Raw genomic sequence first — 17,914 nt, forward strand, 5'->3', positions numbered from 1 at the left:
TCATAGAATCTTTATAACAAATAAATTAATTCCTACTTTTACCACATGAAACAAAATATCATTTATAGTATCATTTTCTTTTTCGTGTTATTTGGACTAAAATATTTGTTCGATAAAAGCGATGTGCAAACAATGTTGGTTTATTCGGCAATTGGAACGGTTATCTTTTTTATTTATCGCGTTTTTGTAAGAAAAATGTTGTACAAACAAAAAGACCAAGAAAACTAATTTTCTTGGTCTTTTTTTATTGCTTGCATCGCTTCCTCGATGTGCGTTTCGGCAACATTTGAAACAATGTGTTTGATTAATTTTCCTTGTTTATTGAATACAAAAGTTTCTCTCGGGGTGATTAAACCAAATTTCTTTTTAATTCCCAACAACTTCGACAACTTTGCGCCTTTATCAGAAAGCAACGGAAAGTTTAGTTGATGTTTTGTATAAAACTTTTCGTGAGAAGATGTTGATTGTCCATTTATTCCAACAATCACAGCATCTAAAGCATTAAAATCTGTATTTACATCACGAAATTGACAGACTTCTTTTGTACACATTGGCGTAAAATTCATTGGATAAAAGAATAAAACAAAATATTTTTTGTACAAAAACTCGTCCGAATTAAACCAATTTCCTTTATTATCCTCCAACGAAAAAGTTGGAATGTGATCACCTAATTTCATTCGCCTGCGTATTCTACGAAATTACGTGGAGTTTCGTATAAAGTTACTTTCAATTCTAAATCAGTCGCTAATTTTGCTCTAATTTTATTCCAAATCAAAATCACAATATTTTCGGCAGTTGGATTGATAGTTTTAAATTCTTCAATATCAACATTTAGATTTTTATGATCCAAATACTCTTCAACTTCAACCGCGACAATTTTTCGTAATTCGTCCAAATTCATCACAAAACCTGTTTCTGGATCAACTTCACCTTTCACCGCCACAATAATTTCATAATTGTGTCCGTGATAATTTGGGTAAGAACATTTTCCGAAAACTTCAAAATTCTGTTCATCGCTCCAATTCTTGTTAAACAATCGGTGCGCAGCGTTAAAATGTGCTTTTCTGTTGACAGTAACCTTCATCTGTATAAATTTTTATTCTTCGATATACGAAACGTAATGTTCAAAAATTATTTTGAACCAAGCTGTATAATTCTGAGGATTTTTTTCCATATCTTTTTTCAAATCATCCAATTCTACCCAACGATAAGCCATCACTTCATCAGGATTTAGCTTTGGTTCTTCATCAAATGTTCCGATAAAAACATGGTCTAATTCATGCTCAATCAAATCATTTTCTAAATGCGCTTTGTAGATGAAATTGAATTTATATTCTAATTCGCAATCAAATCCCATTTCCTCTTCCAAACGTCTATGCGCCGCTTGTTCGTATGTTTCGTTATCGCGCGGATGACTACAACATGTGTTTGTCCACAACGTTGGCGAATGGTATTTGCTCGCAGCTCGTTGCTGAATCATCAATTCTCCTTTGGAATTGAATACAAAAACAGAAAATGCACGATGCAACAAACCAGCTACATGAGCCTGTTGCTTCTCCATCAATCCTAATTTTTGATCGTCCTGATCAACTAAAACTACAAATTCTTCCATAAAACAAAAATAACCATTTATGTAGGATTAAAAAAGAAGTTCGATTTCTTTGTGTTTAAATTCTCGCAATTCTTGATTGATTTCAATCATCAAATTTCCCGCTTCATTTACATCTCTAATAATTCCGTCCACTTCTACTCCATCCAATCTAAAATGTGAGATTTCATCTTTTCTAAACAGATTATCTAAATAAGTTTGATGAATTTGTTCGAAATTTTTCTGTTCTAAAATTGGATATTCATTTTCGAAATAATGCATTAAATCTGCCAAAATTTCCTCGATGTCATATTCTTTGTCAGTTACTTTTCGAATAGATGTTGCTTTTGGTAAGTGATTAAAATCAGCTTGATTGACATTAATTCCAATTCCAATCACAGAATTCATAATTCCATTGGAACGATGATTTTCGATTAAAATTCCGCAAACCTTTTTATCATTTAAAATGATATCATTTGGCCATTTTACGTTAGATTTTGGATGAAATTGTTTTAAAAATAGACAAATAACATTTGAAATCCATTCGTTAAAATAAATTAATTCTTGAAAACTATAATCCGTTTTCAGCAAAAAACTAAAGGTTAAATTTTCTCCTGCGACAACTTTCCACTCATTTCCTGCGTAACCTTTTCCTTTTGTTTGATTTTTAGCATGTATGACAGTCCAACTATTGGCATCTTTTTTGGACAAATCCACCAAGAACTCATTCGTATTAGGCAAAGAATCAAAACTAATTAAATACATTTTTTTTACTATTTTTATAGAGTGGTTAAAGTTATTTTAAAAAGTTTAAACTTTAATAAGGATTCACTAAATTTGCGAATTACAAAATAAAAGATGATAGATACTCAATATACAAAAGACTTGCTAGATAGCATTGTTGACGGAATTACAAATGTTAAAGGAGAAGAAATTACAATTCTAGATTTACGCGAAATTGAAAATGCATTTTGTCAATACTTCGTTATTTGTACCGGAAACTCGAATACACAAGTTAGTGCTTTAGCAGGTTCGATTGAAAGAACTGTAAAAACAGAAATGTCAGAAAGACCTTTTCATGTAGAAGGAACACAAAACAATCAATGGGTTTTGTTGGACTACACAAATGTTATTGTCCATATTTTCCAAAAAGAATACAGAGAATATTACGATATCGAAAGTCTTTGGGGTGATGCTGTAGAGACGCGTATCGAAATGGAATATTAATCATAACTGAAACCAAAAAAAATTGAAAAAAAATAATTTTAAACCTTCGGGGTTTAATCCTACATGGATATATGCCATTATTGGATTATTACTGATTGCCTTTCTATTATTTTCTGATAACATTGGAGGTGCCGGCGGAACTACTAAAAACATAGACCGTACGACTTTCCTTTCTTATGTAGAAAAAGGTTACGTAAAAGAAGCCAATCTAGAAAAAGAATCAGGACGTGTAAGTGTATATTTAACGGACGCAGCTCTGAATACTGAAGAATTTAAAAAGTTTAATAAATCAAACGAAACTTTAAATCCTTTTGCTACAGGAGCTCCAAACTTTATTTTCAATGTTGCTGATGCAGGAAATTTTGAAAAAGATTTTTATGCTAACGTAGAAAAGAGTCCAAATAAAACGGCTGTTCTAAACACACAAATATCAAATGGTTTTGGAAGTTTGTTTATGAATCTTTTCATTTCATTAATTTTCTTCGGATTAATCTACTTCTTACTATTTAGACGAATGGGCGGAGGCGGATCTGCTGGAGGTGGCGGAGGAATTTTCTCTGTCGGAAAATCGAAAGCGAAATTATTTGAAGGTGATGATCATATCAAAACAACTTTCAAAGATGTTGCAGGTTTAGAAGGTGCAAAAGAAGAAATCGAAGAAATCGTTGAATTCTTGAAACATCCAGAAAAATTCACAAAATTAGGTGGACGTATCCCAAAAGGAGCCTTATTAGTAGGACCTCCAGGTACAGGTAAAACCTTATTAGCAAAAGCTGTTGCTGGAGAAGCGAAAGTGCCTTTCTTCTCATTATCAGGATCAGATTTCGTAGAAATGTTTGTGGGAGTTGGTGCATCTCGTGTACGTGACTTATTCAAAAATGCAAAAGAAAAATCTCCTTCAATTATCTTTATTGATGAGATTGATGCAATTGGTCGTGCGCGTGGAAAATCTAACTTTACAGGTTCTAATGACGAACGCGAAAATACATTAAACCAATTATTAACAGAAATGGATGGTTTCGGAACAGAATCTAACGTAATTGTGATTGCTGCAACAAACCGTGCTGATGTATTGGATAAAGCATTGATGCGTCCAGGTCGTTTTGACCGTATTATTCATGTTGATTTACCTGAATTAAACGAACGTAAAGAAATCTTCGCGGTTCACTTACGTCCATTAAAATTAGGTGAAGATGTTGAAATCGAATTTTTAGCAAAACAAACTCCAGGTTTCTCTGGTGCAGATATATTCAATGTTTGTAACGAAGCGGCTTTAGTTGCTGCTCGTAAAAACAAAGACGTCGTAGAAAAACAAGACTTTTTAGACGCTGTTGACCGTATTATTGGTGGGTTAGAGAAGAAAAGTAAAGTGATTAAACCTTCTGAGAAAAAACGTATCGCTTATCACGAAGCTGGTCACGCTACAATTGGTTGGTTAACAGAACACGCTGCTCCATTGGTTAAAGTAACTATCGTTCCTCGTGGACGTTCGTTAGGTGCCGCTTGGTATTTGCCAGAAGAAAGACAAATTACAACGACAGAACAATTGTTAGACGAAATGTGTATGACAATGGGTGGTCGTGCTGCTGAGGAAGTTGTTTTCAATAACATTTCTACAGGTGCATTAAGTGATTTGGAAAAAGTAACAAAACAAGCTTCTGCAATGGTAAGTATTTACGGATTGAACAAAGAAGTTGGTAATGTTTCTTATTATGATTCATCTGGACAAAATGAGTATGGTTTCAGCAAGCCTTATTCAGAACAAACTGCTCAGGTAATTGATAAAGAAGTAAAAACAATGATCGAAGCTCAATATGATAGAGCAAAAGATATTTTACGTGAACATCGCAATCAATTAGATGTTTTAGCTCAAAAATTAATTGAGAAAGAGGTGATCTTTAGAGAAGATTTGGAAGAAATTTTCGGACCAAGAAAATTTGTAAACGAATTAGATCAAATCGAAGAAAAACAAGAGGAAGCTATAGAAGCTGGTTCAGAACAAGTTGTTCAACCAGAATCTGGAAATGATATTTAATCAAATTCATTCAAAATAATAGAAAAAATCGTCCTATTTGGACGATTTTTTTTTTACTTCTTATTATATTGTTAAAATTTATTACCTTTAGGCTGTAATTGATTAATTTCATATAAAATCATGAGTTTTCATGTGGAAAGCAATTAAAAACCTACTTAAAAAAGCTACTGAAAAATCAGCAGAGAATTCAGATGATAATCACATTGATTTATTTCATCCGAATTATGCTGACCAAAAGATTTCTATGGATGAAGTATTTGCTACAAATTTTAATGTAGGTGGTGGACATTTTTTATTTTGTGATAATATAGAGGAGGCTTCTAAAAACCTTAAAGAGATTGTCAATTACGAAAATGTAACCGAATTAATTTGTCCTGATCCAAATTTACAACAGGTTCTTAATTCAGTCAATATTCCTTTTGTCGAAAATCCATGCGACTCTCGTTATACGCTTAGTTTTCTTAGTTGCGAATTTCTGATTGCTTTTGATGGAAGTATTATGTTATCGGCGCATCAAACTTATGGTAGAAATATTGCTGATTTTCCGTCAAATTTTATTATCTATGCACGCCCGTCACAATTAGTGGAAAATGTGAGTGTGGCATTACAGAAATTACGAACATTAAAAAAAGATAACCTTCCATCTAAAATAACTTCGATTCGAGGGAAAAACATGCACAAATTTCCTAATATACAGAATGCGAAGAATATTTATTTGTTATTGGTTGAAGAATAGCTATGAAAAATTTAGCAATTAGAGCATTTTCGGGACTTATTTACGCACTTATTATATTTTTCGGGACAACGATAGATCCAAAAGGTTTGATTGTTTTGATGATGGTTTTTGGACTTTTTTGTTTGTACGAATTCTTTAAAATCACCAATCTTACCAATAAACTTTATCAATTAGGTTCACTTTTAGCTGCTTTAGTTGTATTTGGATATTATGGGAAAGAGTTTTTACAAGCCTTTGAAACTACAAATCACTACTATTTTTATTTACGAAGTTTATATTTCATTATACCTGTTTTATTTATTTTTAGTATTTATGTTATTTTCAAATCAACAAATGAGTTATTGAATGATTTTGGTAAAGCTACTTTAGGTTTAACCTACGTCATCGCTCCTTTCGCTATTGCACTTACTCTACCAAGTTTTGATTATAGTTTAGGTGAAAAAGTAATGCACTACGAAGTATTTTTTGTTTTCTTATTACTTTGGTGCAGCGATACATTTGCTTATTTAACAGGAAACTTAATCGGAAAACACAAATTAGCACCAAAAATTTCTGGAGCTAAAACGTGGGAAGGCTTTTTTGGTGGAATTATTTTCACTTTATTAACTGGATTTTTTATTCAGAAATATTTTGGAGAAAACTTACATGGTAATTGGATGATTATAGGTTTAATCGTTGCTGCATTAGGACCTTTAGGTGACTTAACAGAATCTAAATTGAAACGTTTTTTCAATGTAAAAGACAGCAGCAATTTAATTCCGGGTCATGGTGGTTTTTTAGATCGATTAGATAGTTTTATATTTGTCACACCATTTGTTTATTTATATTATTTATTAGTATATACTTTATGAAACTTCACAGAGAAGGAACTGCAATTTTGATAGGTTGCTTAATTTTATTTGCAATCGCTACAGGAGTATTACATTACTTTTTTCCTGTTTATGGTCTTTTATTCGCTTTACCATTATGGATTCTTTATGGATTTGTCGTTTGGTTTTTTAGAAATCCAATTCGTGAATCAGATTCATCTGAAAATTGTGTTATTGCGCCGGTAGATGGAAAAGTAGTTGTATTAGAAGAAGTATATGAAAGTGAATTTTTGAATCAAAAATGTATTCAATTATCTATTTTCATGACGCCACTTAATGTACACGTAACACGTTATCCTGTGAATGGTAAGGTTATTTATTCTAAATATCATCCAGGGAAATTTTTGGTAGCATTTCATCCTAAATCATCAGAGTTAAACGAAAGAACAACTGTTGTTGTAGAAAATACAGATCATACAAAAGTTCTTTTTAGACAAATTGCTGGTGCTGTTGCGAGAAGAATTGTTTGCTACAGTAAAGAGAATGATACAGCTGTTGCTGGTAAAGAATATGGTTTTATCAAATTCGGATCTCGTGTAGATATCTTTTTACCACTTGATACTGAAATCAATGTAAAGGTTGGAGATAAAACAAAAGGTGGAATTCAGAAAATTGCACAATTGAAATAAATCAGTTAGTTGAACTCAATGTTTTTAACTAATTTTGTCAAAACAATTATAACAATATATTCATACAATAAATTTTGTACGTCATGAAAAAATTAATTCTTTTAGTAGCTGTTGCTGCATTTGCTACATCTTGTAACTCTAAAGCAGGTGTAAACCATGGTGTACTTCCTGTAGTTCACGAACCAGCTACTGCTGAAGAAATGCACCACAAGTCTGAAGCTGCTCACGAAGGTCATGCAAAACATGAAGAAGCTGTTGAAGAAAAACATGAGGAAGTAAAAGATTCTACAAAAACTGTAGAAACTCCGAAAGTTGAGAAAAAAGATACTGTAAAAGCTGGTCATTAAGATTCAGCTTTTTTTGTTTTTATAGATTTATAATCAGTTTATCATCACCTATTAAATAATTTTTATTTTTAGGGCGAATATAAAATGAACGTGAAGAAGAGTTGTTTTCAGAAATGATTGATAATATCTCTTGATAAGTAAAAAAACTTGCATCAATTGCAATTTCATTATTTGATAAAGATTTGAAATCTGATTTCTTATCAATCCAAAATAAATTTTCTGCTTTTACTTCTATTTTAGAAGTATTATTAGGTGAATGTAAAGAAAATTTAAATAATTGAATTAAATATTTAATCAAAATTCCCGAACGTAAAAGTTGATAATGCAACCAATTTTTTTGATAATATTTTGCTAAGAAAATCATCATGGCTTCAAAAAAATGTTTATAATATTTTTTATCTTTTTTCGTACTTTCTCCCTTGTAATGTAAAACCGTTATATCTCCTTTATAATAATTTTTATAACCAGCCAATTCTGCACTAAAAGACAAATCTATATCTTCTCCATACATAAAATAACGTGGATCAAATCCTCCAATTTCCTGATAGATTTTCTTCGTGGTGAACATAAAAGCACCAACTAAAATTTCGCAAGGAGCAATTTCAAATTCATCAACTTCTAATTTGTAATAATTATTTTTCTTTGAATGATTAAATCGACTATACAACTTAGAAAATGAATTTTTAGCTGTCGGAATATTACGTTTTGATTCTGGATGAAAATTTCCGTTTGTATCTATCATTCGTACTCCCACAAAACCTATTTTTTCTTTTGACTGATGAAATTCAATCAAAGATTCGAATAAATTCTCTGGAATAATTGTATCTGGATTAAGAATCAGAATATATTCTCCCAAAGCATTCTCAACCCCAATATTATTCGCTTTTGCAAAACCAAGATTTTCATTCTGAAGTAAAAAATTTACAGTAGGAAAAGTTTTTTTTAGGAATATAAAATCAATTTCCGATGAGTCATTATCAATTACAATTATTTCTCCATCTACATTTTTTAAAGCTTCCTGACACGAATCAAGACAAAGCTCTAAATGTTTTGGCGCATTATAACTAACAATAATTATCGATAATTTCATTTTAAAATTTATTTTCTGAATATGGGATTCGATGTTGTATAGAACGAACCAACGTCGCTTCGTCTGCATATTCTAACTCATCTCCTACACCAAGACCTCGTGCAATGGTCGAAAAAATAATTTCGGCATTCTTTAATTGTCGATACAAGTAAAAAACAGTTGTATCTCCTTCCATTGTCGAACTTAAAGCAAAGATTATTTCCTTTACATTTTCATTTTGAACACGATCTACCAAAGTTTGAATATTCAATTGACCAGGTCCAATGCCTTCCATTGGAGAAATCTTTCCTCCTAAAACGTGATATTGTCCTTTAAATTGTCCTGTGTTTTCAATTGCCATCACATCGCGTACATCTTCTACCACACAAATTATAGTTTCTTCTCGCAATGGATTATTGCAAATATCACAAATCTCATCATCAGAAATCGTATGACAATGTTGACAATATTTAACATCATCCACCAAATGAGAAAGCGCTTCGGACAAAGCCGTCGTTTGAGATTTAGGACGATTTAGCATATGTAAAACAAGTCGCAAAGCTGTTCTCTTTCCTATTCCTGGCAAATTTGACATTTCTTCTACAGCTCGCTCTAAAACCTTGCTTGGGTAATTCATTCGTTCAAAAAATTATAGACAACAAATTTACAATTTTATCTTCGGAAAATTAATCTATCATCATTCACTCAAAAATATTAAATTTGGGCTTATTTACTAAATAAATTATGAACTCAACAATTTTACTACTTTGTGTTATCGTATACTTTGTAGGACTTTTAGTGATCTCTTACTTCACCAGTCGAAATTCTGACAATCAATCTTTTTTTAACGGAAACAAAAAAAGTAAATGGTGGTTAGTGGCTTTCGGAATGATTGGGACAAGCCTTAGTGGCGTTACTTTTATTTCGGTTCCGGGAACGGTCGGAAAATTAACTGGTTCTGAATATATTTATGGAGGATTCGAATACTATATGATGGTGATCGGATTTTTTCTTGGTTATTTTATTGTCGCGGGTGTATTACTTCCGCTCTATTACCGTATGAATCTGACCTCGATTTACACGTATTTAGGAAAACGTTTCAATGTTGAAGCACATAAAATGGGATCGGTTTTCTTTATTATTTCCCGTGGAATTGGCGCAACAGCACGTTTATATTTAGTTGTAAATGTGTTACAAATATTTTTATTAGACAATTTAGGCGTACCATTTTGGGCTACAACATTTGTCTTATTATTGATGATATTATTGTACACGTTTGAAGGTGGAGTAAAAACAATTGTCGTAACAGATACCTTGCAAACATCGTTTATGATCATTAGTTTGATTGCTTGTATTTGGTTTATCCTTTCGCATCTTAATTTATCTGTTGGTGAAGCTTACGATATGATGCAAGCCAAAAATTATACGCATTTCATTAACTTTGATCCAAATTCGAAAACATATTTCTTAAAAACTATTTTAGGCGGAATGTTTATCACAATTGCTATGACTGGTCTTGACCAAGAAATGATGCAAAAAAATATTTCGGTTGATAATCTTCAAAACTCAAAAAAGAATATGTTGACGTTTGCTGGAACATTATTGATTGTTAATTTAGCATTCCTATTTTTGGGTGGATTGCTTTATTTATACGCAATGAGTGAAGGTGGTTTTTATACTGCTGACGGTTTCTTTATGGAACAAGGCGGACAAAATATTATGGGTGATGATATGTTTCCTGCGCTTTCGCTTTTAGGACATCATTTCCCAATGATTATTTCTGTAATTTTTATTATCGGATTAATTTCTGCTTTATTTCCTTCTGCTGACGGAGCTTTAACAGCAGTTACAAGTTCATATTGTGTCGATTTATTAAACATCAACGAAGACAAAGAAAAATCAGAAAAAGAAAAGAAAAAGATTCGTATTCGTGTTCACTTAATTTTCACGGTAGTTTTCTTTATCTTGATTATGGTTTTCAAAATGATTAACAACAAATCAATTGTTTACCTTGTCATGGAAATTGCAGGTTATACATACGGACCTTTATTAGGATTGTTTGCTTTCGGAATTTTAACGAAACGTAACATTTACAGAAAATATTCAATTATTACAGTTGCTATTTTAGCACCTATTTTTACGTATATCATCAACGAATTAGTGATTAATTTTACCGATTACAAAATTGGTGTTGAATTAATCATTCTGAATGGTTTATTAACTTTTATCGGTCTATGGTTGGTAAGTTCTAATCGTCAAAAAGAAACAATTATTCATTCATAATCAGAACAATTAACACTCTACAACTATGAAAAAAATCGCCATTATTGGAGCAGGAAATTTAGGAATTTCTATAACAGAGGGTTTAATTAAGAATAAAGCATTCGATCCAAATCAAATTATCGCTACAAGAAATAATTTGAATCAAATTGAACATCTTAAAAAGCTTGGTGTAACGATTACAAATGATAATCATTTTGCTGTAAAAGATGCTGATTATATTCTGTTGTGTGTAAAACCGTACAAAGTGGAAGAAGTTTTGACACAATTAAAAGATGATTTTACGACCAACAAAATATTAATTTCAGTTGCAACAGGAATTTCATTGCAAACGTATCAAAACATTTTACCGCAAGGAATGTCAATTTTTAGAGCAATGCCTAATACGGCTGCTTCTGTAGAAGAATCGATTACTTGTATTTGTGGAAATTCGAAAGATGAAAACATTCTTGATGAAATCAAAACGATTTTCAATCCAATTGGCGAAACAGTTGTTATAAATGAGGAATTGATGAATGCAGCAACTGTAATTGGCGCTTGCGGAATTGCTTATGTTTTACGATTTATAAGAGCAATGATTCAGGGTGGTATTGAAATTGGATTTGACACACAAACTGCAACAAAAATTGTAACACAAACTGTAAAAGGAGCTGCTGAATTATTAATAGAAAACGGTTTGCACCCAGAACAAGAAATTGATAAAGTGACGACACCAAAAGGTTGTACGATTGCTGGATTAAATGAAATGGAACATCAAGGATTTAGTTCAGCTTTAATAAAAGGAATTAAAACTTCTTTTGATAAAATATAAGTATGGAAAAGAAATTAAAATTAATCTGGGATTTTTATGGTCCCGATGCTATACCAACTGCAAAACATCATGCAATTCACCTGAAACAATATGCTGAAAAAGAAAAGTTACAAAGTACATTTTCTGAATTTGTAGAGGTTGAGCCAGAATATGCAGTTGCTTATTTGGTGGTAGTAGAATCTGAAATGATACAAGTTCGTGACGCTTTGATACCTCACCGTGGCGAATGGCATATGGAAGAAGAATAAATAAAAAAGACGAAGTTAAACTTCGTCTTTTTTATTTTAAATTTTCAAGTAATTTTCTCAATTCTTTATCTGTAACAGAAATCTGCTCGCTTTTATCATAGATTGAAAGTAGATAAACCTTTTCTTCTTCAATAACTACATGCGTAATAATTCTCGCTCCACCACTTTTTCCTTTTCCTTTAGATTTTATTGCAATTCTAATTTTGAAACAATTATTACTCAACAACGTTCCTTGTTCAGGATTTAACTCCAAATTATTTATAAAATCACGAAAATCATCTTTCAAAGAAGGATATTTTTTGATTAATCTTTTCAAAGATTTAACAAAACTTGGAACAGCAACTACATTATAATTCATCCAATAAATCTTTCGCAGAAATACCTTTCAGTTTTTTTTCTTTAATCAATTTATATTCCTCAACAGCTTCTTCCAAATTCAAATAAACTTCTTCTTTTTTTGTCTTAATCATTTTCAACTTCATTGCTTTCACAAAAGCTTTCAGTGCCTTTGCTTCTTCAGAAGTTTCAGTTTCAATAATAAAAATATCTTTTGTTGACATGAATTAAAGTTTGATTTACAACAAATTTAATATTAATACTTTGATTATTAAACTAAACCATAAAAAATTACAACTAAAAAATCTCCTCCCCAATTGTAGTGATTTATGTTCTACGATTTTTTTGCCCTACAAAAAAGAATTATTTTTGTTCAAATTTTTATAAACAAACAATGACACTTCAAGAACTTCAAACACAAGTACAACAAACAAGGAGAGATATTTTGAGAATGGTACATGCCGTAAATAGTGGACACCCAGGTGGATCATTAGGTTGTGCAGAATATTTTGCTGCATTATACGGTAAAATCATGACTTACTCTACAGACTTCTCTATGGACGGAAAAGGAGAAGATTTATTCTTCTTATCAAACGGTCACATTTCACCAGTTTTCTACAGCACATTGGCTCGTTCAGGATTCTTCCCTGTTAGCGAATTAGCTACATTCAGAAAATTAGATTCTCGTTTACAAGGTCACCCAACAACACACGAAGGTTTACCTGGAATTCGTATCGCTTCTGGATCTTTAGGACAAGGTTTATCTGTTGCGTTAGGTGCTGCGCAAGCAAAAAAATTAAACAACGACGATAAATTAGTTTACACATTACACGGTGATGGTGAATTACAAGAAGGTCAAGTTTGGGAAGCTTTTATGTATGCTGCTGGTAAAAAAGTGGATAATGTAATTGCAACGATTGACTACAATGGTCGTCAAATTGATGGTGATACAGACCACGTTTTACCATTAGGAGATTTGAAAGCTAAATTAGAAGCTTTTGGATGGATTGTTTTAGAAGAAAAAGATGGAAATAACTTAGAAAAAGTAATTGCTATTTTAGAAGAAGCTAAAACATTAACAGGAAACGGAAAACCAGTTTCAATTTTATTACACACAGAAATGGGTAATGGAGTTGATTATATGATGGGAAGCCACTCTTGGCACGGAAAAGCGCCTAACGACGAGCAATTAGCATCTGCATTAGAGCAAAATCCTGAAACTGAATTGACAGATTATTAATAATTTGAATACAACCACAATACTATGAAAACGTTATTTTATTCTATACTTACGCTTTGTTCTTTAACAGCCTTTGGGCAGGAAAAAACATATTCTTTTGACAAAAAAGTATCGTACAAAATCAATTTACCAGAAGAATATCAAACTTATTTGGATGGTCAAAAAGATTTATCTTTTGTAACCTATATTTCTAAAGACGCTGTTTTAGGAACTTCGGAAGGAGGTCCTTACACTTCAGGAAGCTTCAGTAAAGATGCTTTCTTTATCAACAACAGCAAGTTTTTCGAAGTCTATGCCAATTCATTAGAAAATCAATTATCGATAAAAGCACCTTATTATTATGAAGGCATGTCGGATGATAGTTTAAAACCTTATTCGGATAATTTGTTCGAGAAATTTATTTCAGTTAAAAATCTAAATTCATCTACAACGATCAATGGATATAAGTGTAATGAATACGAATTAACATCTAAAACAGATTTCGAAACAAAATCTTCTACATTATGTGTTGATGAAAAAAATGCAATTAATAACGTTGCTATTATGTTTCCTCAAACAAAACTGAAAGGACTTTTGATACGATATGACGCAGGAGATTTTAATGGATTAACGATTCAAAATATTGCAAATTCTAACGTAAAAGTAACTTTTGATGAGAAAAAAGAAATCGAAAGTTTTACCAACGAATTGGCAAAAAAGAAACAAGAATACGAGAACATGATGTCGTCTGTAGATACAGCTTATGCAGCGGAAGCAGCAGCTTATTCACCAGACAATCGTTACGAGGATCCTATTGTTAATTATTACAATTATCAAACATCAGAAAGTGATAACGTAAATAGTCTTTTTGGAACTGTTGCTTCATTAAATTATAGCTTGATTTATAATGATAGTGATTATGATGGAAATCCTGATATAGAGCGTTCTAAAGCTTTGGCAACTGCGCAAGGTTCTACAAATCAATTGGTAAAACAATTCAAAAAGAATAAATTAGCAAACAAAAGCGAAGTAAAAGAATTAAATAACCTTTTCAAAACGTATTTCGATGATGCTAAAAAGTTTAAATTAACAGAAGTTTCAACAGATTATGATGAAGCGGCTGTAGCAGTAGATTCTGCTGTTGCTACAACAGAAGTTAGTTTAGCCGAATATTATGATCCTTATACATCTGCTTACAAAACGACAGATATTAGCAAAATCGATTTGGCAATCGACAATCCAGACATTCAAGATTTCATGAAAGTTGCACCAGAACATTGCAAAAATTTGAAAGCTAAAATTCCGACTTTTACAGATAAAGATTTAGGAAATTTGGTTTACAATTACGCAGGACAAGTGTGCGATATGTACATTTATCAAAGCGGAAGTGTTGCTCTTTCGGGAACAATTGATGCAATAAGAAAAAGTGTTTTAGAAATCAATAACAAATATGATAAACTGAAAAAAGAAGACAAAGATAAGTTAACTACTTTCTTAAATTCTTTGGATTAATACTTATCAAATCAATTCGATAATGAAAAAATCAATCAGTTTTATATTAACGCTTTTTACAAGTTTAACTTTCGCTCAAATGCAATCGTATAAATTCGAAAACGTTATTCAATATCGTATCAAAAGTGATTTCTATTCAGATTTTTTGGACATTTTATCAACCAAAGATTACAAAGCGCATTTAATGATTACGCGAACACCGCTGGGAAACTTCGCTTCATTAAAAGTAAACGACAATATGTATTCTGTTTACAGCGAAGAAGAAAATCCGAAGGTTTTTAAAATTGATTTCGAAGGCACAAAAGATTTATTAGGAAATTCTTTTTTAGCGACTAATAATCCAAGTTTAACAAATTCAGAAATCGGAAATAGTTATGTTGCGATTAGAACTGGTCAAAAAGAAACAATTCTGAATAAACAATGTGAAGTGTATAACATTTTCAGAAAAGATAATGACAACGACAATGGTACAGAAATTTGCATCGATACAAATTCTAACATCAACACCGTTCCATTTATCAATTCTGAACTAAATTTGAAAGGCTTGATTTATCGAGTTGGACATAATATTGTGTTAGAAAATGTTGAAATCTTAGAAAATTGGATAAAAAAGAGCGCCGAAGAGGAAGAAGAAATTAATGTTTCGCCAAATGATTTTATTTATCAATTTGATGAAAAAACAGAAGTAGAAAAATACAAAAACGAATACAAAAAACAAAAACAATGATAGACTTAACATACACAGAAAAAAAAGATACACGTAGTGGATTCGGAGACGGATTGACAGAGTTAGGAAGAACAAATCCTAACGTTGTTGCATTGTGTGCTGACTTGATTGGTTCATTGAAAATGGATCAATTTATCAAAGAAAACCCAGAGCGTTTTTTCCAAATTGGTATTGCTGAAGCAAACATGATGGGAATTGCTGCAGGTTTGACAATTGGAGGTAAAATTCCTTTCACAGGAACTTTCGCTGAGTTTTCTACAGCTCGTGTGTACGATCAAATTCGTCAATCTATCGCTTACTCTAACAAAAATGTAAAAATCGCTGCATCGCACGCTGGTTTAACATTAGGAGAAGATGGTGCAACTCACCAAACATTAGAAGATATTGGTTTGATGAAAATGTTACCAGGAATGGTGGTTATCAATCCTTGTGATTACAATCAAACTAAAGCGGCTACAATTGCAGTAGCTGAATATGAAGGTCCTGTTTACTTACGTTTCGGACGTCCTGCTGTTCCAGTTTTCACACCAGCTGACCAAAAATTTGAAATTGGTAAAGGTATCTTAATGAACGAAGGTTCTGATGTAACAATTGTTGCGACAGGTCATTTAGTTTGGGAATCTTTGGTTGCTGCTGCTGAGTTAGAAAAAGAAGGAATTTCTTGTGAGGTAATCAATATTCATACAATCAAACCATTGGATGAAGAAATTATCTTAAATTCTGTAAAGAAAACAGGAAAAATTGTAACAGCTGAAGAACACAATATTTTAGGTGGTTTAGGAGAATCTGTTGCAAGAGTTTTAGCACAAAAATTACCAACAAAACAAGCTTTTGTTGCAGTTAATGATAAATTTGGTGAATCTGGAACACCTTCAGATTTAATGAAAAAATATGGAATCGATTCTACTGCTGTAATCGAGAAAGTAAAATCTTTACTTTAATTCCATCATAATATTAAAAAGGAGCTAAAAAATTTAGCTCCTTTTTTTATAGGTTAAATATAAAATAGGTTGGTTGAAAAAAGCAAAACTGCTTTAATCCTATATATATTTTGCAAAATTAGTTTATATTACTAACTTAAAAAATACTCATTTAATGGTATTTTATTAACTTTTACTTGTAAGCATATGAAAAAAGCAAATCAAAAATCTATTACTGAATATGCAAGTATTGTAAAAAAACTATGGAGTGAAAATACAGATCGTAGAACCTTAAACGAAAAAAATGAGAGTTTTCAATCAATTAATGATTATTTACAAACTTTAAGAAGTCTTGCACTTGGTGAATCTTTTATGTATTTCATCAATCCTAATTCTGCAACATTCGAATATGTTTCTCCTCAATGCGAAGATATTTTGGGTTATCTTCCTGACGAATATACAGCTGAACTATGTGTTCAAATGGTACATCCCGATGATTTGCAACATGTGATTGATATTCAGCAACGAATTGCAAATTTTAGTATGGAAATTGTCCCTGAAGAAAGAATGAATTATAAATTTACTTATGATTTTCGTGTGATAGATAAAAAAAGAGAAATTCATCAAATTCATTTGCAACATTTCTTTTACGAATTAAGTAAAAATTTTTTACCAAATCGAGTTTTTTGTTTAGCGACTGACATCACACAAATAAAGGTTGGAGGAAAGCCTATTATGCATATTTACAACATCAAAGATGGATTGAATAATCTTCTTAATTCAAAAACAAATTCATCTTTACAACTTACAAAAAAAGAAACGGAGATTATCGAGTTTCTGATCAAAGGCTACACAAGTCAAGATATTGCTGATGCAATTGGCTTAAGTAAACATACTATTGATACACATCGTAGAAATATTTTGAAGAAAAACGATTGTTCTAATACATCAGAATTATTTAGTCTTTACTTCAAAAAATAGAAAAAAGCAAGCCGATAAGCCGGGTTCTGTCACCTTAATAAATCAAGATGCTTTGTCATTTATCTAGTATTTTAGTTACCTAAAATATCAATCTGCCTACCCCCCAGCAACGAACGAGTAGCTCTTAACTGCTGGTATACATGGCATTGCTCCGCATAGAGTTTACCTGGTTTCACTACAGCCGAACTGTACATACTTTCTGTTGCACTTGTCCTCGCCTCTCGACGGACGGGCGTTACCCGCTATGCTTACTCTTTGGAGCCCGGACTTTCCTCTTCACATACATGAAGCGACAAAGTGGCTTGCTGAGCGCAAATGTACGGCAAAAGTTACCGAAATAAAAAAGGCTTAAACAAAAATGTTCAAGCCTTTCTATTATA

At 31.8% G+C, this 17,914-nt stretch carries 23 protein-coding genes and 1 other RNA gene; 15 read left to right on the plus strand and 9 right to left on the minus strand.

Annotation, left to right across the window (positions count from 1 at the left end; all coding sequences use genetic code 11):
• The first annotated feature begins 45 nt into the window (after nucleotides 1-45).
• Nucleotides 46-228 carry a hypothetical protein gene (locus N5D03_RS04645; protein ID WP_115001584.1) on the plus strand — a complete coding sequence of 61 codons (183 nt, stop codon included), beginning with the start codon at nucleotides 46-48 and terminating at the stop codon, nucleotides 226-228.
• Here the strand turns inward: N5D03_RS04645 and N5D03_RS04650 are convergent.
• Genes N5D03_RS04650 through N5D03_RS04665 form a run of 4 tightly spaced genes read right to left on the minus strand, consistent with a single transcriptional unit; the run spans nucleotide 225 to nucleotide 2,353 of the window.
• Complete coding sequence (locus N5D03_RS04650; RefSeq protein WP_115001585.1) at nucleotides 225-677, minus strand: peroxiredoxin; 453 nt, start codon at nucleotides 675-677, stop codon at nucleotides 225-227. The genes N5D03_RS04645 and N5D03_RS04650 overlap by 4 nt on opposite strands.
• Nucleotides 674-1,084, minus strand: coding sequence for a 6-carboxytetrahydropterin synthase (locus N5D03_RS04655; RefSeq protein ID WP_280051050.1), 411 nt, complete (start codon nucleotides 1,082-1,084; stop codon nucleotides 674-676). Before N5D03_RS04655 ends, N5D03_RS04650 begins: the two co-directional genes overlap by 4 nt.
• A gap of 12 nt (nucleotides 1,085-1,096) precedes the next feature.
• Nucleotides 1,097-1,612, minus strand: coding sequence for an isopentenyl-diphosphate Delta-isomerase (idi, locus tag N5D03_RS04660; protein ID WP_280036915.1), 516 nt, complete (start codon nucleotides 1,610-1,612; stop codon nucleotides 1,097-1,099).
• A gap of 27 nt (nucleotides 1,613-1,639) precedes the next feature.
• Complete coding sequence (locus N5D03_RS04665; protein ID WP_280051051.1) at nucleotides 1,640-2,353, minus strand: biotin--[acetyl-CoA-carboxylase] ligase; 714 nt, start codon at nucleotides 2,351-2,353, stop codon at nucleotides 1,640-1,642.
• A 93-nt stretch (nucleotides 2,354-2,446) separates the two neighbouring features.
• Between N5D03_RS04665 and rsfS the strand changes: the two genes are divergently transcribed.
• From rsfS to N5D03_RS04695, 6 genes are all read left to right on the plus strand, one after another.
• Nucleotides 2,447-2,815 (plus strand): ribosome silencing factor, encoded by a 369-nt coding sequence (rsfS, locus tag N5D03_RS04670; protein WP_038331822.1) that lies wholly within the window; start codon nucleotides 2,447-2,449, stop codon nucleotides 2,813-2,815.
• A gap of 22 nt (nucleotides 2,816-2,837) precedes the next feature.
• The gene (ftsH, locus tag N5D03_RS04675) at nucleotides 2,838-4,850 is read left to right on the plus strand and encodes an ATP-dependent zinc metalloprotease FtsH (protein WP_280051052.1); all 2,013 of its coding nucleotides are present in this window, start codon (nucleotides 2,838-2,840) and stop codon (nucleotides 4,848-4,850) included.
• A gap of 130 nt (nucleotides 4,851-4,980) precedes the next feature.
• On the plus strand, nucleotides 4,981-5,586 hold the full coding sequence (locus N5D03_RS04680; protein WP_280051053.1) for a hypothetical protein: 606 nt from the start codon (nucleotides 4,981-4,983) through the stop codon (nucleotides 5,584-5,586).
• Nucleotides 5,587-5,588: 2 nt separating this feature from the next.
• Nucleotides 5,589-6,437, plus strand: coding sequence for a phosphatidate cytidylyltransferase (locus N5D03_RS04685; protein ID WP_280051054.1), 849 nt, complete (start codon nucleotides 5,589-5,591; stop codon nucleotides 6,435-6,437).
• Nucleotides 6,434-7,084: a phosphatidylserine decarboxylase family protein gene (locus tag N5D03_RS04690; protein WP_125350513.1), complete on the plus strand. Its 651-nt coding sequence runs from the start codon at nucleotides 6,434-6,436 to the stop codon at nucleotides 7,082-7,084. Before N5D03_RS04685 ends, N5D03_RS04690 begins: the two co-directional genes overlap by 4 nt.
• A gap of 83 nt (nucleotides 7,085-7,167) precedes the next feature.
• Nucleotides 7,168-7,431: a hypothetical protein gene (locus N5D03_RS04695; RefSeq protein ID WP_115001599.1), complete on the plus strand. Its 264-nt coding sequence runs from the start codon at nucleotides 7,168-7,170 to the stop codon at nucleotides 7,429-7,431.
• A gap of 19 nt (nucleotides 7,432-7,450) precedes the next feature.
• On the opposite strand, the gene N5D03_RS04700 is transcribed toward N5D03_RS04695, so the two are convergent.
• Both N5D03_RS04700 and recR read right to left on the minus strand, forming a co-directional pair.
• On the minus strand, nucleotides 7,451-8,521 hold the full coding sequence (locus tag N5D03_RS04700; RefSeq protein ID WP_181816328.1) for a glycosyltransferase family 2 protein: 1,071 nt from the start codon (nucleotides 8,519-8,521) through the stop codon (nucleotides 7,451-7,453).
• A gap of 1 nt (nucleotide 8,522) precedes the next feature.
• Nucleotides 8,523-9,137, minus strand: a complete 615-nt coding sequence (recR, locus tag N5D03_RS04705) for a recombination mediator RecR (protein WP_115001603.1) — start codon at nucleotides 9,135-9,137, stop codon at nucleotides 8,523-8,525.
• Nucleotides 9,138-9,244: 107 nt separating this feature from the next.
• Here recR and N5D03_RS04710 point away from each other — a divergent pair, with 107 nt between their 5' ends.
• The 3 genes from N5D03_RS04710 to N5D03_RS04720 are packed head-to-tail and all read left to right on the plus strand — an operon-like array spanning nucleotide 9,245 to nucleotide 11,839.
• Nucleotides 9,245-10,783 carry a sodium:solute symporter gene (locus N5D03_RS04710; RefSeq protein ID WP_280051055.1) on the plus strand — a complete coding sequence of 513 codons (1,539 nt, stop codon included), beginning with the start codon at nucleotides 9,245-9,247 and terminating at the stop codon, nucleotides 10,781-10,783.
• A gap of 25 nt (nucleotides 10,784-10,808) precedes the next feature.
• Nucleotides 10,809-11,591, plus strand: coding sequence for a pyrroline-5-carboxylate reductase (proC, locus tag N5D03_RS04715; protein ID WP_280051056.1), 783 nt, complete (start codon nucleotides 10,809-10,811; stop codon nucleotides 11,589-11,591).
• Nucleotides 11,592-11,593: 2 nt separating this feature from the next.
• Complete coding sequence (locus tag N5D03_RS04720) at nucleotides 11,594-11,839, plus strand: hypothetical protein (protein WP_280049853.1); 246 nt, start codon at nucleotides 11,594-11,596, stop codon at nucleotides 11,837-11,839.
• A gap of 31 nt (nucleotides 11,840-11,870) precedes the next feature.
• Here the strand turns inward: N5D03_RS04720 and N5D03_RS04725 are convergent, their stop codons facing one another.
• Nucleotides 11,871-12,197, minus strand: a complete 327-nt coding sequence (locus tag N5D03_RS04725; protein ID WP_280049852.1) for a hypothetical protein — start codon at nucleotides 12,195-12,197, stop codon at nucleotides 11,871-11,873.
• Nucleotides 12,187-12,399 carry a hypothetical protein gene (locus tag N5D03_RS04730; protein ID WP_280049851.1) on the minus strand — a complete coding sequence of 71 codons (213 nt, stop codon included), beginning with the start codon at nucleotides 12,397-12,399 and terminating at the stop codon, nucleotides 12,187-12,189. The genes N5D03_RS04725 and N5D03_RS04730 overlap by 11 nt, the downstream gene beginning before the upstream one ends.
• Before the next feature lie 170 nt (nucleotides 12,400-12,569).
• On the opposite strand from N5D03_RS04730, the gene N5D03_RS04735 reads away from it, so the two are divergent.
• The 5 genes from N5D03_RS04735 (at nucleotide 12,570) to N5D03_RS04755 (ending at nucleotide 17,534) form a co-directional block, all read left to right on the plus strand.
• Complete coding sequence (locus tag N5D03_RS04735) at nucleotides 12,570-13,415, plus strand: transketolase (RefSeq protein ID WP_125350518.1); 846 nt, start codon at nucleotides 12,570-12,572, stop codon at nucleotides 13,413-13,415.
• A 24-nt stretch (nucleotides 13,416-13,439) separates the two neighbouring features.
• Nucleotides 13,440-14,906: a hypothetical protein gene (locus N5D03_RS04740; protein ID WP_280051057.1), complete on the plus strand. Its 1,467-nt coding sequence runs from the start codon at nucleotides 13,440-13,442 to the stop codon at nucleotides 14,904-14,906.
• A gap of 22 nt (nucleotides 14,907-14,928) precedes the next feature.
• Nucleotides 14,929-15,633 carry a hypothetical protein gene (locus tag N5D03_RS04745; protein ID WP_280049849.1) on the plus strand — a complete coding sequence of 235 codons (705 nt, stop codon included), beginning with the start codon at nucleotides 14,929-14,931 and terminating at the stop codon, nucleotides 15,631-15,633.
• Nucleotides 15,633-16,574, plus strand: coding sequence for a transketolase family protein (locus N5D03_RS04750; protein ID WP_185144213.1), 942 nt, complete (start codon nucleotides 15,633-15,635; stop codon nucleotides 16,572-16,574). The genes N5D03_RS04745 and N5D03_RS04750 overlap by 1 nt, the downstream gene beginning before the upstream one ends.
• Nucleotides 16,575-16,760: 186 nt before the next feature.
• Nucleotides 16,761-17,534: a LuxR C-terminal-related transcriptional regulator gene (locus N5D03_RS04755; RefSeq protein ID WP_125350522.1), complete on the plus strand. Its 774-nt coding sequence runs from the start codon at nucleotides 16,761-16,763 to the stop codon at nucleotides 17,532-17,534.
• Here the strand turns inward: N5D03_RS04755 and rnpB are convergent.
• Nucleotides 17,534-17,843: RNase P RNA component class A (gene rnpB, locus N5D03_RS04760), an RNA gene on the minus strand. The two genes, N5D03_RS04755 and rnpB, sit on opposite strands and share 1 nt — an antisense overlap.
• Between the last annotated feature and the right edge of the window lie 71 nt (nucleotides 17,844-17,914).

It is taken from the genome of Empedobacter sp. GD03861 (assembly GCF_029840885.1).
In the GTDB taxonomy this organism is placed as follows: Bacteria; Bacteroidota; Bacteroidia; order Flavobacteriales; family Weeksellaceae; genus Empedobacter; species Empedobacter falsenii_B.